The organism is Rhodopseudomonas sp. BR0G17, from assembly GCF_010907025.1.
GTDB classification, from domain to species: Bacteria; Pseudomonadota; Alphaproteobacteria; order Rhizobiales; family Xanthobacteraceae; genus Rhodopseudomonas; species Rhodopseudomonas palustris_H.
Map to the genome: position 1 here is coordinate 25,358 of NZ_QUML01000017.1, position 16,196 is coordinate 41,553.

Sequence of the window (16,196 nt, forward strand, 5' to 3'; positions counted from 1 at the left end):
CTAGTCTAGCCCCGCCCCTTCCGCCGGAGGCGCACCACCAGATCGACGCGGCTGACCTCGTAGCCCTCGGGAATTTGAGGCAGCTCGCCGAGCTGAATCAGCGAGGCCGGGATATCGATCAGCTCGTGCCGATTCTCCAGATAGACGTGATGGTGGTCACTGATGTTGGTGTCGAAATAGGTCTTGCTGCCATCGACGCTGACACGGCGCACCAAGCCGAGTTCGGCGAAGTGATTGAGGGTGTTGTACACCGTCGCGAGTGAGATCTGGACCGAAGCGCCTGACGCCTCCTCGTACAGCATTTCCGCGGTGACATGGCGGTCGCCGCTCCCGAACAGAAGCTGCGTCAGAACCAGGCGCTGAGCCGTGGGGCGCAGGCCTACTGTTTGCAGCAGGTCGACCGCACAGGGCCGCGCGGGCTCCGGGGCAAGCTGATTGATGTCGACCGGCCGGATGTCGGCCGAGTCAAAGCGGCGGCTGTCGGGTCTGAAATTCACTCTGAGAATCCTCGTTTCGAAGATCACCATAGGGAACAATTCGCTTTTGCGAATTGACCGCAGTCAAATCTTGGAAACGGGTCGCATTCGCCGATGATCGCAGCGCGCCGCCTCCCGCGGATCATCCTGGTACCAATTGTATTCGTCCGCTGGACCGCAGCACCTCCGTATTTGACGCGCATCAAGGAAAGTGCCGACTTTTACGATCCAGACTAATAGTCACAAGCAACATACTCACTACAGAGATACCGCACTACGCAACCTCATCGGCGCTTTTGCAGACGATCGAGGTTGGCAAACTCTAAACCTGGGTGACGCGAAGGAGCGCCTTTGACTGCCAGCTGTCGATCCGATTTCGCCTTCGATGGCCCCTGCGTCTCCGATTGCGCACGCGGCCAGAGCGGGCGCCCCTCTCGCCTCCCATCAATCGCACCAAACGCCTTCTTACCGCGCCACACCGCAACCAAGCACGCCAGCCGGCAGGGTCTGGTGCGGCGATGACCCGCCCGAACGATCACACTTCTGCATTCGTCTCGGTCCTGCCGGGGCGGATTCGGTTGCGGCATCGCATGCTGCGAGATCGCTCCCGCTATGCTGCGCTCGACGCACGGTTGCGCACGCTGGTGGCGGTCGATGGCGATCCAGCCATCGGCTCGTTCCTGCTGCGCTACGATCCGGCCGACACAGCGATGGAGGCGCGAATCCGTGCCGAGGTCGCAGGGGTGTGGGCTACGATGGCGCCGGCCGGGGCACCAGATTCACCAACCGCCGATGTAGAGGCTGCAGCCACCTCCGACGACCCGATCGAGCAATTGCGGCGCCGGGCGCAGACCCGGTCGACGATCAATCGCGTCGCCAAAGTCGGCGCCCTCGCCGGCATGGCCGGCACCGTCGCGGCGCTCGGCGTCAGCCGCAAACTCCACGCTCAGATGGGCATCGTCGCCATCGCGGCGACCCTCACCCACCTCGCGGTGCATTGGCGCCGCACATTCCGTTAGGTTCTCCGTGTCCGATCCTTCCGCCGCAGGCCTTCTGCGCTTCACGCATCATCTCGAGATTGCGCACCACCTGCCCGGTCGCATCCGCCTCAAACTGAAGGTCCCGCTCGACGGCGAGCTGATCGCGATGGCGGACGAAGCGAAGCGGTTCGGCAAAGCGCTGGCGAAGATGGACGGCATCCGCTCGATCAGCCTGAACCCGCTCGCGCGATCCTGCGTAGTCGAATACGACCCGCGCGGAATCCCGCCCGCCGCCTGGCGCGACTTCGTCTCCGGCGACGTGACGCCGGAGGGCGAAAGGCTGCGCAACAATCTGCACGGCCTGCTGGCCAGCTCATAGTTCGGAAGGAATTCATCATGCTCCCACTTCTGCGATTTGCATCCGGTATCCTTGTCGGTGTCGTCGGCGTGCATCTGCTGAAGCAGTCCAAAGCGCCGGAAGCCGTTAAGTCGTTCGCTCAGAAAGCCCGCAGCGGACTGGATAAGGCCGGCGAGGAACTCCGCGAAGCGACCGTCTCCGGCCTCAGCGCCGTCGAGAAATCCAGCGCCGCGCTCCGATCGAAGCTGTCCACCACCGCGGATAGCAGCGAAGCAGCGACAGACGCTGCGCCGAACGCAGCGACAACCGACGCGGCACCAACCCAGTCCGCCGACGAGACTGCCCCGAATGAAAAAGCGTAAAGCGAAGCAGCGCGCGGCGCCGCTCGCTGTCGGGGAAATCGCCACCAACTTCACCCGCGGCATGATCGCCGCAGGCCTGCTCGCCGCGATCCAGGACAGCCGCACATCAGGCAAGCCTCATGGTCGCAAACTGCTGCGCCAGGCGTTGCAGGGCGGCGTGGCGCTGGCGGCCGGCGCAGCTGTCGCCGAAAGCATGCGCGATCAGGACTATTTCGGCGCGGTCAGCGCGCTCGCTGGCGGGGCGCTCGGCGCCCTGGCTCTGGAAACTCTCTTGGCGACCGAATTGGCGGTCGCGACCGAAACATCCGAGGAGATTGGACTTGGCTAAGAAGAAGGGAAAGCGCGGCAAGGGCCTGAAGCGTCGCGAAATCGAGCAGTTGCTCGCCGGCCAACTCACCCTCGCCGGCAACCGCCCGCGGCAAGGCATGCTCGGCAATCTCGGCGGGCTGCTCCCCAAGGGCCGCAACGAGCAGTTTCTGCTCGGCCTGCTGATCGGCGGCCTCGCTGCCTACGTCCTCTCCGAAGAGGAACTACGTAGCAAGCTGTTCAAGGGCGCGATCAAGGCCTACGCCAACATGATGGGAAGCGTCGCCGAACTGAAGGAACAGTTTGCTGACCTCAGCGCGGAAGTCGAGGCCGAGCAGAGCGGCACCGTATGACCGATAACCGGTGGCTGTCGGCAGTCGAGATCGTTCACCGCCTGCCCGGCCGCATCCGCCTGCGCTATCAGCGCCGCTCCGAGACGACCGACCCTGCTCTGCTCGCCGGCATCGCCAGGTTGATCGACGGCGTGACCTCGGCGCGCGTCAATCCACGCGCTGCGTCGCTGATCGTGTGTTTCGATCCGGCCCGCACCGACGCCGACACCATCGTCGCGACCATCGCGGGCCTTGAGGCGTCGGAGGCCGGCGCAAATCCGCGAAGTGACGACGGCGGTTCGGACGTCGCCGCGACGCTCGCCGTCCTGCTCGGGACGAGCACGCTGCCGATGCAGGCCCGCCTTCCGGTCAGCCTCGCCGCCGCGCTGCCGTTGCTGCGTCATGCGGCGGCCGATCTTCGAACCCATGGCGTCACCAGCCACGTGCTGGAGGCGATGGCGGTGTCGATCTCGTTGGCGCGCTCCGACTTCGTCGCCGCCAACACCACGACGTTCATCCTGGCGCTTGGCGAAGCGATTGAAGACTCCATCGCGCGCCGTTCCGATGATCTGCTCAAGCATCTGCTGCGCCCGACTAGCGACGGCGTCTGGGTTCTGCGCGACGGCGTCGAAGTACAGATTTCCGCCGACGAGGTGACGGCCGGTGATACCGTGGTGGTCGGCGCCGGTGCGGTCGTTCCGGTCGATGGAACCGTTCTGTCGGGCGAAGCCACCGTCAATGAGGCAGCCATGACCGGCGAGAGCGCGCCGGTGGTCAAGAGCCGCGGCTGCAAGGTTCTGTCCGGCACCATGCTGGAGGATGGCCGCCTGACGATCTATGCCGAGCAGGTCGGCCGCCGGACCGCCGCCGCACGGATCGCCGACTATGTCGAACAGTCGCTGACTGCCAAGAGCGAGGCACAGATCGAAGCCGCCCGCCTCGCCGATCGACTCGTTCCCACCGTGCTCAAGCTCGCCGGTTTCTCCGTGCTGCTCACCGGCGACTGGCGCTCTGCCGCCTCGGTGCTGCAGGCGGACTATTCCTGCGCGCTGAAATTGGCGACGCCGGTCGCGTTCAAATCCGCGATGTATCACGCCGGCCGGATCGGCATTCTGGTCAAGGGTGCAAGCGCGCTGGAACGCCTTGCACAGGCCGACACCTTCATCTTCGACAAAACCGGGACGCTCACCAGCGGAACTTTGGAGGTGACGGACTCGATCACCTTCGACTCCGCCTACAGCGCTGACGACCTGATTTGTCTCGCCGCCTCGGTCGAAGAGCACTACTTCCATCCCCTCGCGCTAGCGGTCGTGAACGCCGCCAAGGCCCGGCACGGCCACCATTTCGACCATGCGGAGGTGGAGTTCATCGTGGCCCACGGCGTCGCCAGCGTGATCGCCGGTGAGCGTATCGTCGTCGGCTCGCGCCATTTCGTCGAAGAGGACGAAGGCATCGATATCTCGCTGCATCGAGACCCAATCGATCGCCTGTATCGCGAAGGCAAGACGCTACTGTTCATCGGCTTCGGCGGCCGTCTGCTCGGCGTCCTCGGACTGAAAGACACCATCCGCCCGACCAGCGCTGCGACCATCGCACGCCTGCGCCGCGCCGGCGCCAAACGCATCCTGCTGCTGACCGGCGATCACCGCGACCGCGCGGCCGAAATGGTGCAAGAGCTCGGGCTCGACGGCTTTCATGCCGAGCTGCTGCCGACCGACAAGGCCGCGATCATTGCCGACCTCAACGCCCAGGGCGCTAAGATCGCGTTCGTCGGCGACGGCATCAACGACGCGCCGGCGCTGGCCGGCGCCCATGTCGGGATCGCCATGCACAAGGGCGCCGATATTGCCCGGCTCACGGCGGACATCGCCCTGCTCGAAGACGGCGTCGATCGCGTCGCCGACGCCAAGGAGCTCGCCAATCGCGCCATGGCGCGGATCGCCAGCAACTACAAACTGACAGTCGGCCTCAACACCACGATCCTCGGGCTCGCAGCGATGGGCGTGCTGGCCCCGATCACCACCGCCGTCCTGCACAACGGCACGACGATCGGAATTCTGCTGAACGCCCTCAGGAATACACTGCCGAGGGTTGCAGCGCCCCGAGTTGGCGACCGCTAAGCCCACAAACAAGACAAGCCGACCTTAGGGACGGCTCACTTTTTGACAGCCCGGCACCCCGCCGTCTCAGCTTCCTTGACGCTGCAGAACCAGCGCTTACTCGGGCCCATCTTCAGCTTCGCGTACAGTTGACTGCCTGGCTGCTGGTAAGTGCATTGGCCGCCCTTGGCGATAGTGCCTTTGATGGCACATTCCGGCGACGGCGCTTCGGCAACTGAGGCTGCGCCGCGCAGGATTTCCAGGGCGCTGCTCGGGACGTTGGCAGCCCCGACGATGGTGGTCTTCTGGTTTCGATTCCGCCAATCCGATGGCATGATGAACGCGCCTGACCACAGGCCGGATTGCGCGTCCCGGGCGATGACCTCGGAGGCCTCATAGGTGCGTGCCGAGCGCACGAGCGAGACGGCCCAGCCGGAGCGTACCATCCACTCTTCAACGCTCTCCGCATTCACCGCGCAGCTTCCGAGCGACCGGCCGTATTTGTCATGACCCGCGACCTGGCAGGTCCATGGCTTGTCGCCGAAGCGCTTGGCGAGTTCATCGCGTGCGGCAAGGCCGCAGGTCCAGCCGGTGCCCTTCTCATCGACGCACAGCTGGTCGGTCTCCGGCGCGTCGATCCCTTGCAGCCGAATTTTCGTGCCGCTGATCTCGACCGTGTTGCCGTCGATCACCAGCGCCATGCCGGCGATCTCGATCGGCTCCTCGCCCGGCAGACAGACATACTGCGTCCCCCGCATGCCGAGACACCGGGCTGAGCCGAGGGTGAAGTCGATCTTCACGCCGAGATCGCGCGGCTTGCCGTAAGGGCCGCGGTCGTTGACCCGAATGCTGCAGCTTCGGCCGTTCGCCGGATTGGTGACCACGACGGTGGTGCCGAGCGGATATTCGTGGGAGGCTGCGGTCAAGCCGTCATGTTTCATTGGCTCGCCGCTGCTCGTCCGCGAACCGACCGTATACAGCGACGCCAGGACTTCTTTGCCCGCACCGCACTTGCCTGTCTTATGCACGAAGCGGTGCACGGTGTCCCAACCCCGCGCATACGCCCCAGTGGAGGCGAGCGCGATCGTGGCTACGGCCGCCATGCCGATCGTCATTTTCGAGAAGAATCGCATTCCAACCCATTCTCCGGTGGCGCGGCTTAGCATAGGCGCCCGGCGATTGAAGCCGCCGCCCCCGATCAGGAGCCATGCCACCTCTGCTGCCGGGCGCAAAACGGCCTTGCCCGCGCCAGTGTCCGGGCAGAATTCGCCGCCCTTCTGGGCGAAAATTGGATCGAGGGGATTCTGGGCCTATCCGGCGGCTCGTCGGGGCGGACATCGTCGGAGATGAAGGGGCTGCGCCTGGCGCTTAAGGCGCATCCGGCCACGGAACCTGGCGACCGCGGAATGCATGGACTGCTGTGCGCCGAGAGAACGCCAACCTTCGCCTCAGGGGATCGAGCCGGTACCATCAGGCTCGATCCATCGTGCTTTCCGCGTCCGGCGGTCTTAGTAGCCGAGTGCCACGCCGTCCTTGCGGTGATCGGAAGCGCCGAGCAGGACGCCGCGCGCACGATCGATACGGATCGCCTGGCAGCCGCCGATTGCTTCCTCGGTCCAACGCACGGTGTGGCCGCGGCGCTGCATCTCGTCGTGGATGTCCTGGCCGATCGTGGTTTCCAGCGACAGCGCGCCGTCGAAGCAGAAGCTGCGCGGGCGCTCGGCCGCAGCCTGGATGTCGAGGCCGAAGTCCAACACGTTGGAGATGAAGTTGGCGTGCCCCGCTGCCTGATAGTGGCCGCCCATCACGCCGAACGGCATCACAGCCTGATCGCCCTGCATCAGCATGCCGGGAATGATCGTATGCATCGGCCGCTTGCTGGGCGCGAGCGAGTTGGGATGGCCGGGCTTGGCGCGGAAGCTCCAGCCGCGATTGTGCAGCAGCACGCCCGAGTTCGGCGCGTAGATACCGCTGCCGAACGGCGAGAAGATCGAGTTGATCAGCGACACCGCGTTGAGATCGCGGTCGACCACGGTGACATAGACCGTGTCGCGATGTTCGGTGTCGAGCCACGGCTGCGCCTCACCGGCGCGATCCATCCTGATGCTCTGACGGATCTTGCCGATCACGGCGTCCGACAAGAATCGCGCAGGCTCGAGCGGAGTGATCGCCGGATCGCAGAAATACGCATCACGGGTCGCATAAGCCGCCTTGGTCGCCTCTGCGAGCAGATGAATCCGGTCGGCGTCGTTCAGCTTGCCGACGTCGAAGCCTTCGAGCACACGCAGGATCATCAGCGCCGCGAGCCCCTGCCCGTTCGGCGGACATTCCATCACTGTGAAGCCGCGATAATCGGCTGAGATCGGCGTCACATGCTCGCAGCGATGCGCCGCGAAATCATTCATGCTGTGCGCGCCGCCGAGCTTCCGCAGCACCGCGACCATCTCTTCGGCAACTTCGCCCTCATAGAGCCCGGCCCGCCCCTCGCGCGCGATCTTGCGCAGCGTCGCGCCGAGCCGCGGTTGGGCGCGGACATCGCCGATCTCAGGGACGCGGCCGCCGGGCAGAAACTGCGCCGCTGCGTTCGGATCGATTTCAATGCGCGCGCGAAACCGGCGCCAGTCGGAAGCAACGCGCGGCGTGACGCAGAAGCCCTGCTCCGCAGCTTCGATCGCCGGCGCCAGCACGTCTGCCAGCGGCAGGCTGCCGTGGCGTTCGATCAACGTACACCACGCATCGATCGCGCCCGGAATGGTAACGGCCTCGGGCGACGTCGGCGGAATGTCCCGGGCCTCGCCGCCAGCATACTTCTCGGCATCGGTACCGGCCGGAGTGCGGCCGGAGCCGTTCAGCGCGATCGGCCGGCCGCCGCCCAGCGACACCAGCGCGAAACAATCACCACCGATGCCGGTCATCTGCGGCTCGACCACACCCTGGATCGCGACTGCGGCCACAGCGGCGTCGATCGCATTGCCGCCGCGGCGCAGAATGTCGATCGCCGCCAGGGTCGCGCGCGGATGCGACGTCGCCGCCATGCCGTTCTGCGCGACCGCGAGCGAGCGGCCGGTCTTGTGAAAATCGCGCATGCTTGGTTCCCTGTTGGATTCGTGATCGCGGTTTTGTCTGCCAGCAAGCTCCGCTGCCCGCAGACACAAACGCGCGATTATGCCGTCATCGCGTCCAGCGTCGCCGCCGCCTCGGGGCCCGCGAACAGGCTGCGGCCTGGAATGGCGTCCAGCAGCGCCCGAGTGTAGGGGTGCTGCGGCGAGGTGAACACCGATTTGGTATCACCCTGCTCGACGATTTCGCCGCGGCGCATCACCACGATGCGGTCGGCAATCTCCGCCGCGACCCGCAGATCGTGGGTGATGAACAGCATGGCAAGGTTCATTTCCTCGCGCAGCTCCGCCAGCAGGTCGAGGATTTGCGCCTGCACAGACACGTCGAGCGCCGACACCGCCTCGTCAGCGACCAGCACCATCGGCTTCAGCGCCAGGGCGCGCGCGATGCAGATGCGCTGGCGCTGACCGCCGGAGAACTCGTGCGGGTAGCGCCCGGCCGCGCTGGCCTCGAGGCCGACCCGCGCCAGCAGGCGCTTGGCGTCGGCCATCGCCTCAGCGGGTGGCACACCATAGGCCATCGGACCGCGCGCAATCGCATCGCCGACCTTCTGGCGGGGATCAAGTGCTGCAAACGGATCTTGAAACACGATCTGCACCTTGCGGCGCATCGCGCGAAGCTGTTCGCCGCGAAGCTGCAGGAAATCCGCACCTGCGAATTCGATCGCCCCGGTGTCGGGCTCGATCAGGCGCATGATGATGCGGCCGAGCGTCGATTTGCCCGAGCCGGACTCGCCAACGACGGCGACGGTCTCGCGCGGCCGCAGACTGAGTGCGACGTCGCGCACCGCCACCACCGTTCGATCAGGCCGGAACATCCCCTGCCCGGTCACGAAGGTCTTGTTCAGTCCATGCGCGTCAAGTAGCGGCTCGCCGTCGATGCCGCGATCGCCGGCTGCGGCCGGACGCGACCCCGGCACCGCGGCGATCAGCGCCTTTGTGTAGTCGTCCTTCGGCCGCCGCAGCACCTCGTCGACGGTGCCCTGCTCGACCACGCGGCCGTTGCGCATTACCACGACGCGGTCCGCGATATCGGCGACCACGCCGAAATCATGGGTGATAAACAACACGCCCATGCCGCGCTCGGCCTGCAGCCGCCGGATCAGCGCGAGGATCTGCTTCTGCGTGGTGACGTCCAGCGCGGTGGTGGGTTCGTCGGCGAGCAGCAGCGCCGGATTGTTGGCCATCGCCATCGCGATCATCACCCGCTGGCGCTGGCCACCGGAGAGCTGGAACGGATAGCTACGCACCAGGGTTGCAGGGTCCGGCAGGCCGACCGCGGCGATCAGCTCCAGCACCCGGGCATCGAGTTCGGAACGGCTCGGCCGCGGCGCGGCATGCACCAGGATCGCCTCGGCAATCTGATGACCGACCCGCGCCAGCGGATTGAGCGCGCTCAGCGGCTCCTGAAAAATCATCGAGATCGCGCCGCCGCGCAGACGGCGCATCGTGTCCTCGTCCGCATGGGCGAGATCATCGCCGCAGAACCGGACGGCGCCGCCGCCGATCTCCAGGCTCGGCGGCAGCAACTGCAACACCGCATGCGCGGTGATCGACTTGCCCGAGCCGGACTCCCCGACCAGACAGACGATCTCGTTGCGACGGACGCTCAGCGATACGTCCGAGACGGCGTGGCTGCGATCGCCGCCATGCGGCAGCTCGACCGACAGATGCTCGACGGACAGCAGGATATCGTCGCTCATGCGTTGCGCACCTTTCGCGCGATGCGCGGGTTGAGCATGTCGTTGAGGCCTTCGCCGACCAGATTGATCGCCAGCACGGTGAGCAGGATGGCGATGCCGGGAAACACGCTCATCCACCACGCCTGACGGATCACCGTGCGCGAGGCGCCGATCATCAGGCCCCACGACATCAGGTTGGGATCGCCGAGCCCCATGAAGCTCAGCGCGCTCTCGATCAGGATCGCGGTGGCGATCGTCAGCGAGCCGGTGACGATGATCGGCGAGATCGCGTTGGGCAGGATGTGACGCAGCGCCACAATCAACGGTGCCTGTCCCTGACAGACGGCCGCCTGCACGAACTCGCGGCCACGCAGCCGCATGAATTCGGCCCGCGTCAGCCGCGCCAGCGGAGGCCAGCTCACCGCGCCGATCGAAATGATGACGTTGGTCAGCGTCGGTCCGATCGTCGCCACCAGCAGGATGGCGAGGATGAAGCCGGGGATGGTCTGGAACAGCTCGGTCAGCCGCATCATGAAATCATCGACCCGGCCGCCGAAATAGCCGGCGATCGCGCCGATCGTCACGCCGATGCACAGCGCTGCGAGCGTCGAGGCAACGCCGATCGTCAGCGATACCCGCGCGCCGTACGCAATGCCCGCCGCGACGTTGCGTCCGAGCATGTCCGAGCCAAGCGGCAATCCCTCGCTGGCCGGCGGCTGGAACGGCGCCGCAACCATCTCCCAAGGGTCGTCCGGAAACAGCATCGGCGCACAGATCGCCAGGATCACCACGGCGATCAGAATGATCAGCCCGATCACTCCGGTCGGGTGGCGCAGGAACGTCTTCAGCCTTTCCATCCCAACCTCCGCTTAGGCCGCTGCACGCAAGGAGACGCGCGGATCGACGATCCGGTAGATCGCGTCAGTGATCAGATTCAGCGAGATGACGATCACCGACATCACCAGGAAGATGCCGAGCATCAGCGGATAGTCCCGCTGCAGCACCGCATCGAAGGTGAGCCGGCCCAGACCTGGCCAGGCGAATACGGTTTCGATCACCACCGCGCCGCCAACCAGCGTACCGGCCTGCATGCCGGCGACGGTGACGACCGGCAGCACGGCATTGCGCAGCATGTGGCGAATAATGATCTGGCCGCGCTTCAGCCCCTTGGCGCGCGCCGTCTTGATGAAATCCTGGTGCGCGACGTCGATCACCGCGGAGCGCATCAACCGCGCATAGATCGCCAGATGCACGGCGCCGAGCGAGACCACCGGCAAAACGAGGTGCGCGGCAATGTCCCGGATCCGTTCGAACGGCGTCATCTGCACGCCGATGGTGACGTAGCCGAACGCCGGCAGCCAATCGAGGTGCACCGAGAACAGCAGCACCAGCATCAGGCCGAGCCAGAACACCGGCATCGCGTACAGGAACAGCGACACCACGGTCAGCGCCGTATCCGACCATTTGCCGGCGCGGACACCGGCGAGTGTGCCGAGCGAAACGCCGACCGCGAGCGACAGCAGGAACGCGCTGCAGGTGAGCAGCAGCGTCGCCGGCAGGCGCTCAGCGATCAGCGACAGCACAGTGCGCTGCTGCCGATAGGAATAGCCGAGGTCCAGCGTCACGATCCGTTTCAAGTAGATCGCGAGCTGCACCGGGTACGGCTGATCGAGGCCGTATTCGGCACGCAGCTTGGTCAGCATCTGCTCGTCGGCCGCCCCGCTCTGCCCGGCCATCACCTGCGCGGGGTCACCGGGCGCCGCATGCACCAGCATGAAGTTGAAAGTGGCGATCACCAGGACCACCGCGACGAAGCGGACGGCCCAGCGGACGACCGCCAAAGCGATCGCCACACCGCGGCTGCTGCCGATCGACTGCGCCAGCGCCATCATCCGAACGAAACCGTGCCGAAGGTGTCGTGCACGCCGATCGCCGACGTCACCACGTTCTTCAGCCGCTTGTCCATGAAGTTCGGATATTCGATCTCGAGCAGCCAGGCGACCGGCACCTCCTCGACCATGATCTTCTGGACCTGGCTGTACAGCTCCTGGCGCGTGTCGTCGGACGTCGCGGTCGCGGCTTCTTCGAACAGCCGGTCGACTTCCGGATTGGAATAGCCGCAGGTGTTGGAGAACAGGATGCCCTTGCGGATATTCGACGAGACGTAGCTCCGCGACACGCCGAGCGCCGGATCGCCGAACTGATAGACCGTCGTCGTGGTCATCGAGAAGTCCCAGTTGCTGAACTTCTCGGCCCAGCCGCCGACATCGATGCCCTGCAACTGCAGATCGATGCCGACGCGAGCGAGCGACTGCCGCAGGAATTCGGCGGTCCGCTGATGGGTTTCACCATAGGGCGACACCATGAAAGGAATCGTCACGCGCTTGCCGTCGGAGCCAGGCTTCAGCCCCATTTCGTCGAGCAACGCCTTCGCCTTCTCGGGCGAGAAGTCGTAGGCCTTGACGTTCTTCTCGTAGAACTTGGTCTTCGACGACACCGGGCCGGTGGCGACCTTGCCGAGGCCGAAATAGATCCGGTTCAGCAGCGCCTTGCGGTCGATCGCATACATCACCGCCTGCCGGAACCGCTTGTCGTTCATCGGTGCGATGCGGTTGTTGATCTCCAGCCAGGTATGCGGCGCGAAGAATTCGTAGCCCTTGGTGGTCATCGTCAGGTTGGGCAGCTTCGACAGCCGCGGCACCTCGAACAGTTCGACGTCGGTCCACTGCGTGAGCTGAACCGTCCCCTGCTCCAGAGCCACCGAGCGCGACGCGGAATCCGGGATCACCCGATAGATGATCTCGTCAAGGAACGGCTCTCCCGGACGATAATAGCCCTCGTGCCGGACCAGATGGACGTGCGAACCGCGCACCCATTCCTTCAGCTTGAACGGGCCGGAGCCGATCGCCTTCGCGTTGGCCGGGTTCTTGCGATAATCGGTGCCGTCATAGATATGCTTCGGCACGATCGGCGCCGTGGTGCAGTCGAACGCGGTCAGGAACGGCGCGAACGGCTTCTTCAGAGTGAAGACCACCGTGAGCGGATCCGGCGCCTCGGCCTTGTCGATGCGCGAGAAGGTGTTGCGGGCGCGCGCGTGGTTCTCGATCAGAATCTTCATCACCGAGAACACCACGTCTTCCGACGTCAGCGGCGTGCCGTCGTGGAAGGTGATGTTGGGAAACAGCTTGAACGTGTAGGTCAGCTTGTCGGGCGATACTTCCCAGGACTGCGCCAGGCCCGGCAGCGGTTTGAGGTCGAAATCGTAGCGCAGCAGACTCTCGTAGATCTTGCCGCCCAGCGTCAGCGTCGGCTGCTGCTGGTTGAGCGCGGTGACCAGGATCGGCGGTTCCGGCTGAATGATGGTGTTGAGCGTGCCGCCGCGGGTTTGTCCCACGGCCCGCGTGATGCCGAGCGGGATGCCGCCGATGCCGAGTGCGCCGGCCATCAGGCCCAGTTTGGCGAATTCACGTCTGTTCATGCTAGCCCCCGCGTTACGAGATGTTGGACTGGTCGGTCGTTCAGGATGTTGATGATTGAGGCGAAGGGGTCAGTGCATCAGACCATCGCCTCGATGAGGTACGGACCACGGCGCGCCAGCGCCGTATCGAGCGCGCGCGAGAATTCCGACAGCGTGGTCGCGCGGCTGGCCTCGACGCCGAGGCCCTGCGACATCTTCGTCCAGTCGAGTTCGGGCTGGTCGAGCTGCAGCATCCGCTGCGCGTTGTGGCCCGGTGTCTGTGCGCCGACCTTGCTCATCTCGCCCCACAGCGTGGCGTAGGAGCGGTTCGAGAACACGATGGTGACGACGTCGAGGTTTTCGCGGGCGTGGGTCCAGAGCCCCTGCACCGTGTACATGCCGCTACCGTCGGCCTGCAGGTTGATCACCTTGCGATCCGGACACGCCACCGCGGCGCCGGCTGCCATCGGAATGCCGATCCCGATCGCGCCGCCGGTGATCTGCAGATAATCGTGCGGTGCCGCATCATACGAATAGTCGAAGAAGCCCGATGAGGTCAGCGCCTCGTCGCAGACGATCGCCTGATCCGGCAGCCGCGCAGCGACGATGCGGTTGACCATGTCGACGGTGAGAGCGGCGTTGGCCCCCGCCGTCGGCGCCGGAACGGCGAACGGCGCAATCGCAACCGGCTCGTTCGGTGCATTGACCTCGTCGGCGAGCCATTCCAGCGCCTGCACCAGGTCTTGATCGGGCCCGGCGAGCTGCACGATCTCGCAATTCGGCGGCGCCAGCCGGCCCGGCCGGTTCGGATAGGCGAAGAACGACACCGGCTCCTTGGCGCCGATCAGCACCACCATGTCGGTGCCGCGCAGCATCTCGAGACCGATCTCGTGGGTCATCGGGAGCTTGGCGATCGGCGCCCGGCCTCGGCCTCGCGCAATCCGGCCATTGGCGCCCTGCGCGTAGATCTCCACCCCGGCGGTGCGGCGAATGTTGTCGGCGATCCGGAGCGGACGCTCGCGCAGCGCGCCGCCGGACAGCATCAACACCACCTTGCGTTTGGTACGGATCGCGGCGCCGATGCGCACGACCGTCTCCTGCACCAGCGGCGTCTGCGGCAGACGTTTGCCGCGCATCGGCGGCGAACGATAGCTGTGCTCATTCCACGCCATGTCGGCGGGCAGGATCAGCGTCGAGATGCCGGGCGCCATGCTCTGCGACCACGCGTCCGCGACGTCCTGATCGATCCGCACCGGATCGGCGATCCGCTTGACCCACCGCGACATCGGCCGCGCCAGCGAATCGATGTCGCTGGTCAGCGGCGCATCGAGCGGTAGATGCTCGACCGCATGATCGCCGACGATGTTGATCATCGGCGAATGCGCGCGCCGCGCGTTGTGCATGTTGGCGAGGCCGTTGGCGAGGCCGGGGCCGAGATGCAGCAGCGTCACGGCCGGCCGGTCGGTCATCCGGGCGTAGCCGTCGGCGGCGCCGGTGACGACGCCTTCGAACAGACCGAGGATACACTTCATCCGCGGCTGCCGGTCGAGCGCCGCCACGAAATGCATCTCCGACGTGCCGGGATTGGCGAAGCAGACATCGACCTCGTGCGCCAGCAGCGCATCGCAGAGCCGGTCCGCTCCCGTCATCGATTGCACGGCGGACGCCGCCGGAGCCGCGACTGTCATCACAGCTTCCTCAGCCCGCACCACTCGGCAACGAACAGCGCGATGCTCAGCGTCGTCTTGCGCAGGCTTTCCAGATCGATGCGCTCGTCGAACGCGTGGGGCCCCTGGCCGTACGGTCCGTAGCACAGCGCCGGAATGCCGTAGTCGACCGAGTAGTAGCGGGTATCGTTGACCGCGGTCGACAGCCGGGCGTCGAGTGGCGCGTTGAACGCGGCCTTGTGCGCAGCTATGAGAACGTCTTCAGCCGCCCCGCCCGGCTCGCACACCGCCGGATCCGCCTGGAAGCCGCTCCAGATCAGTTCGGCCGGGTTCTCGGACAGGAAGCTGTCGGTCGCCTGCGCATCGGCGAGACACTTCTCGATGCCGCGCATCGCCTCCTGCGGCGTATCGCCGGTGAGCAGGCCGAGCCGGCAGTCGAGTTCACACCAGGCAGCGGTCGAGCTCGCCCAATCGCCGCCTTTGATGATGCCGACGTTGAACTTGATCGGGTTCTTGACCTGGCCGAACCACGGATCGCGCACCGCCTGGGCGTTCAGCTCCTTGGTGTATTCTTCGAACGCGCGGATCAAATGCATCGCCGACAGGATCGCGCTGGTGCCGGTCTCGGAGTAAGCGACGTGAACCGGCGTGCCGCGCACGCGCAGCCGGAACCAGACTGCGCCGACCTGGGCACGCGTCAGGGTGTGGCCGGTCGGCTCAGGGATCAGGCAGGCGTCGGCGCGATAACCGCGCATCAGGGTCGAGAGCGCGCCGTTGCCGGTGCTCTCCTCTTCGGTCACCGTCTGCACATGGACGCGCGCGTCGGGGGCGTAGCCGGCGCTGCGGATCGCATCGAGCGCGAAGATCATCGCCGACACGCCACCCTTCATGTCCTGCGCACCGCGGCCGATCATCCAGCCGTCGCGGACGGTCGCCGCATAGGGCGGATCGCTCCACAGATCGACCGGGCCTTCGGGCACCACGTCGATATGGCCCTGCAGGATCAGGCTGCGGCCCTTGCCGTCGCTGTCCGCGGTGGCGACGACCTGCATCGAGCCGGCCGGATCGATCGTGTCCATCGGCGCCGCCTTGGGATGGCTGGCGATATCGACGTCGGCGAGACTGAAGGTGTCGACCTTGTAGCCACGGTCGGCGAACTGCTGCGCCAGCCATGCCTGCTGCGGCGCCTCTTCGCCGCGCACGCTGCGGAACTGCACCATGCGCTGGAGAAACGCGACCTGGTCGTCGAAATTGCGATCGACCGCGGCCCGCAGGCTTTCTGCGATCGCATCCGATTTGGTCAATGTCTCAGTCGCCACGTCTCGGTCTCCCCTGGATCTGATAGTTGTCGTTACGCA

The 16,196-nt window shown here is 65.7% G+C and carries 15 protein-coding genes; 6 read left to right on the plus strand and 9 right to left on the minus strand.

From position 1 onward, the window contains the following. Nucleotides 1–5: 5 nt before the first annotated feature. Entirely contained in the window at nucleotides 6–497 is a 492-nt protein-coding gene (gene irrA, locus DY467_RS14605; protein WP_107346569.1) for an iron response transcriptional regulator IrrA, read from the minus strand. 497 nt (nucleotides 498–994) lie between these two features. Between irrA and DY467_RS14610 the strand changes: the two genes are divergently transcribed. From DY467_RS14610 to DY467_RS14635, 6 genes are all read left to right on the plus strand, one after another. Then, entirely contained in the window at nucleotides 995–1,495 is a 501-nt protein-coding gene (locus tag DY467_RS14610; RefSeq protein WP_164637038.1) for a hypothetical protein, read from the plus strand. A gap of 7 nt (nucleotides 1,496–1,502) precedes the next feature. Further along, complete coding sequence (locus DY467_RS14615; protein ID WP_164637040.1) at nucleotides 1,503–1,835, plus strand: HMA2 domain-containing protein; 333 nt, start codon at nucleotides 1,503–1,505, stop codon at nucleotides 1,833–1,835. 68 nt (nucleotides 1,836–1,903) lie between these two features. Next, complete coding sequence (locus DY467_RS14620) at nucleotides 1,904–2,176, plus strand: hypothetical protein (protein ID WP_349627642.1); 273 nt, start codon at nucleotides 1,904–1,906, stop codon at nucleotides 2,174–2,176. Continuing rightward, nucleotides 2,163–2,504: a hypothetical protein gene (locus DY467_RS14625; protein WP_164637045.1), complete on the plus strand. Its 342-nt coding sequence runs from the start codon at nucleotides 2,163–2,165 to the stop codon at nucleotides 2,502–2,504. The genes DY467_RS14620 and DY467_RS14625 overlap by 14 nt, the downstream gene beginning before the upstream one ends. Beyond that, nucleotides 2,497–2,835, plus strand: coding sequence for a hypothetical protein (locus DY467_RS14630; protein WP_107344263.1), 339 nt, complete (start codon nucleotides 2,497–2,499; stop codon nucleotides 2,833–2,835). Before DY467_RS14625 ends, DY467_RS14630 begins: the two co-directional genes overlap by 8 nt. Further along, entirely contained in the window at nucleotides 2,832–4,934 is a 2,103-nt protein-coding gene (locus tag DY467_RS14635; protein ID WP_164637047.1) for a heavy metal translocating P-type ATPase, read from the plus strand. The genes DY467_RS14630 and DY467_RS14635 overlap by 4 nt, the downstream gene beginning before the upstream one ends. A 35-nt stretch (nucleotides 4,935–4,969) precedes the next feature. Here DY467_RS14635 and DY467_RS14640 read toward each other — a convergent pair whose 3' ends face one another. From DY467_RS14640 to DY467_RS14675, 8 genes are all read right to left on the minus strand, one after another. Further along, nucleotides 4,970–6,046, minus strand: coding sequence for a thermonuclease family protein (locus DY467_RS14640; RefSeq protein ID WP_164637050.1), 1,077 nt, complete (start codon nucleotides 6,044–6,046; stop codon nucleotides 4,970–4,972). 375 nt (nucleotides 6,047–6,421) lie between these two features. Further along, nucleotides 6,422–7,999 (minus strand): gamma-glutamyltransferase, encoded by a 1,578-nt coding sequence (gene ggt, locus DY467_RS14645; RefSeq protein ID WP_164637052.1) that lies wholly within the window; start codon nucleotides 7,997–7,999, stop codon nucleotides 6,422–6,424. Between the two features lie 77 nt (nucleotides 8,000–8,076). Then, nucleotides 8,077–9,735, minus strand: a complete 1,659-nt coding sequence (locus DY467_RS14650; protein ID WP_164637054.1) for an ABC transporter ATP-binding protein — start codon at nucleotides 9,733–9,735, stop codon at nucleotides 8,077–8,079. Continuing rightward, nucleotides 9,732–10,571, minus strand: coding sequence for an ABC transporter permease (locus tag DY467_RS14655; RefSeq protein WP_107344251.1), 840 nt, complete (start codon nucleotides 10,569–10,571; stop codon nucleotides 9,732–9,734). The genes DY467_RS14650 and DY467_RS14655 overlap by 4 nt, the downstream gene beginning before the upstream one ends. A 12-nt stretch (nucleotides 10,572–10,583) precedes the next feature. Next, nucleotides 10,584–11,606 carry an ABC transporter permease gene (locus tag DY467_RS14660; protein WP_107344249.1) on the minus strand — a complete coding sequence of 341 codons (1,023 nt, stop codon included), beginning with the start codon at nucleotides 11,604–11,606 and terminating at the stop codon, nucleotides 10,584–10,586. After that, entirely contained in the window at nucleotides 11,603–13,192 is a 1,590-nt protein-coding gene (locus DY467_RS14665) for an ABC transporter substrate-binding protein (protein WP_164637057.1), read from the minus strand. The genes DY467_RS14660 and DY467_RS14665 overlap by 4 nt, the downstream gene beginning before the upstream one ends. Nucleotides 13,193–13,269: 77 nt before the next feature. Next, the gene (locus tag DY467_RS14670; RefSeq protein ID WP_164637059.1) at nucleotides 13,270–14,859 is read right to left on the minus strand and encodes an acetolactate synthase large subunit; all 1,590 of its coding nucleotides are present in this window, start codon (nucleotides 14,857–14,859) and stop codon (nucleotides 13,270–13,272) included. Then, nucleotides 14,859–16,157, minus strand: coding sequence for an ArgE/DapE family deacylase (locus tag DY467_RS14675; RefSeq protein ID WP_164637062.1), 1,299 nt, complete (start codon nucleotides 16,155–16,157; stop codon nucleotides 14,859–14,861). The genes DY467_RS14670 and DY467_RS14675 overlap by 1 nt, the downstream gene beginning before the upstream one ends. Nucleotides 16,158–16,196: the final 39 nt, after the last annotated feature.

Coding starts and splice junctions, on each gene's coding strand:
- ggt (WP_164637052.1), bottom strand. CDS start 7,999: ATGCGCGATTTTCACAAGACCGGCCGCTCGCTCGCGGTCGCGCAGAAC.
- DY467_RS14655 (WP_107344251.1), bottom strand. CDS start 10,571: ATGGAAAGGCTGAAGACGTTCCTGCGCCACCCGACCGGAGTGATCGGG.
- DY467_RS14635 (WP_164637047.1), top strand. CDS start 2,832: ATGACCGATAACCGGTGGCTGTCGGCAGTCGAGATCGTTCACCGCCTG.
- DY467_RS14670 (WP_164637059.1), bottom strand. CDS start 14,859: ATGACAGTCGCGGCTCCGGCGGCGTCCGCCGTGCAATCGATGACGGGA.
- DY467_RS14610 (WP_164637038.1), top strand. CDS start 995: ATGACCCGCCCGAACGATCACACTTCTGCATTCGTCTCGGTCCTGCCG.
- DY467_RS14650 (WP_164637054.1), bottom strand. CDS start 9,735: ATGAGCGACGATATCCTGCTGTCCGTCGAGCATCTGTCGGTCGAGCTG.
- DY467_RS14640 (WP_164637050.1), bottom strand. CDS start 6,046: ATGCGATTCTTCTCGAAAATGACGATCGGCATGGCGGCCGTAGCCACG.
- DY467_RS14665 (WP_164637057.1), bottom strand. CDS start 13,192: ATGAACAGACGTGAATTCGCCAAACTGGGCCTGATGGCCGGCGCACTC.
- DY467_RS14625 (WP_164637045.1), top strand. CDS start 2,163: ATGAAAAAGCGTAAAGCGAAGCAGCGCGCGGCGCCGCTCGCTGTCGGG.
- DY467_RS14660 (WP_107344249.1), bottom strand. CDS start 11,606: ATGATGGCGCTGGCGCAGTCGATCGGCAGCAGCCGCGGTGTGGCGATC.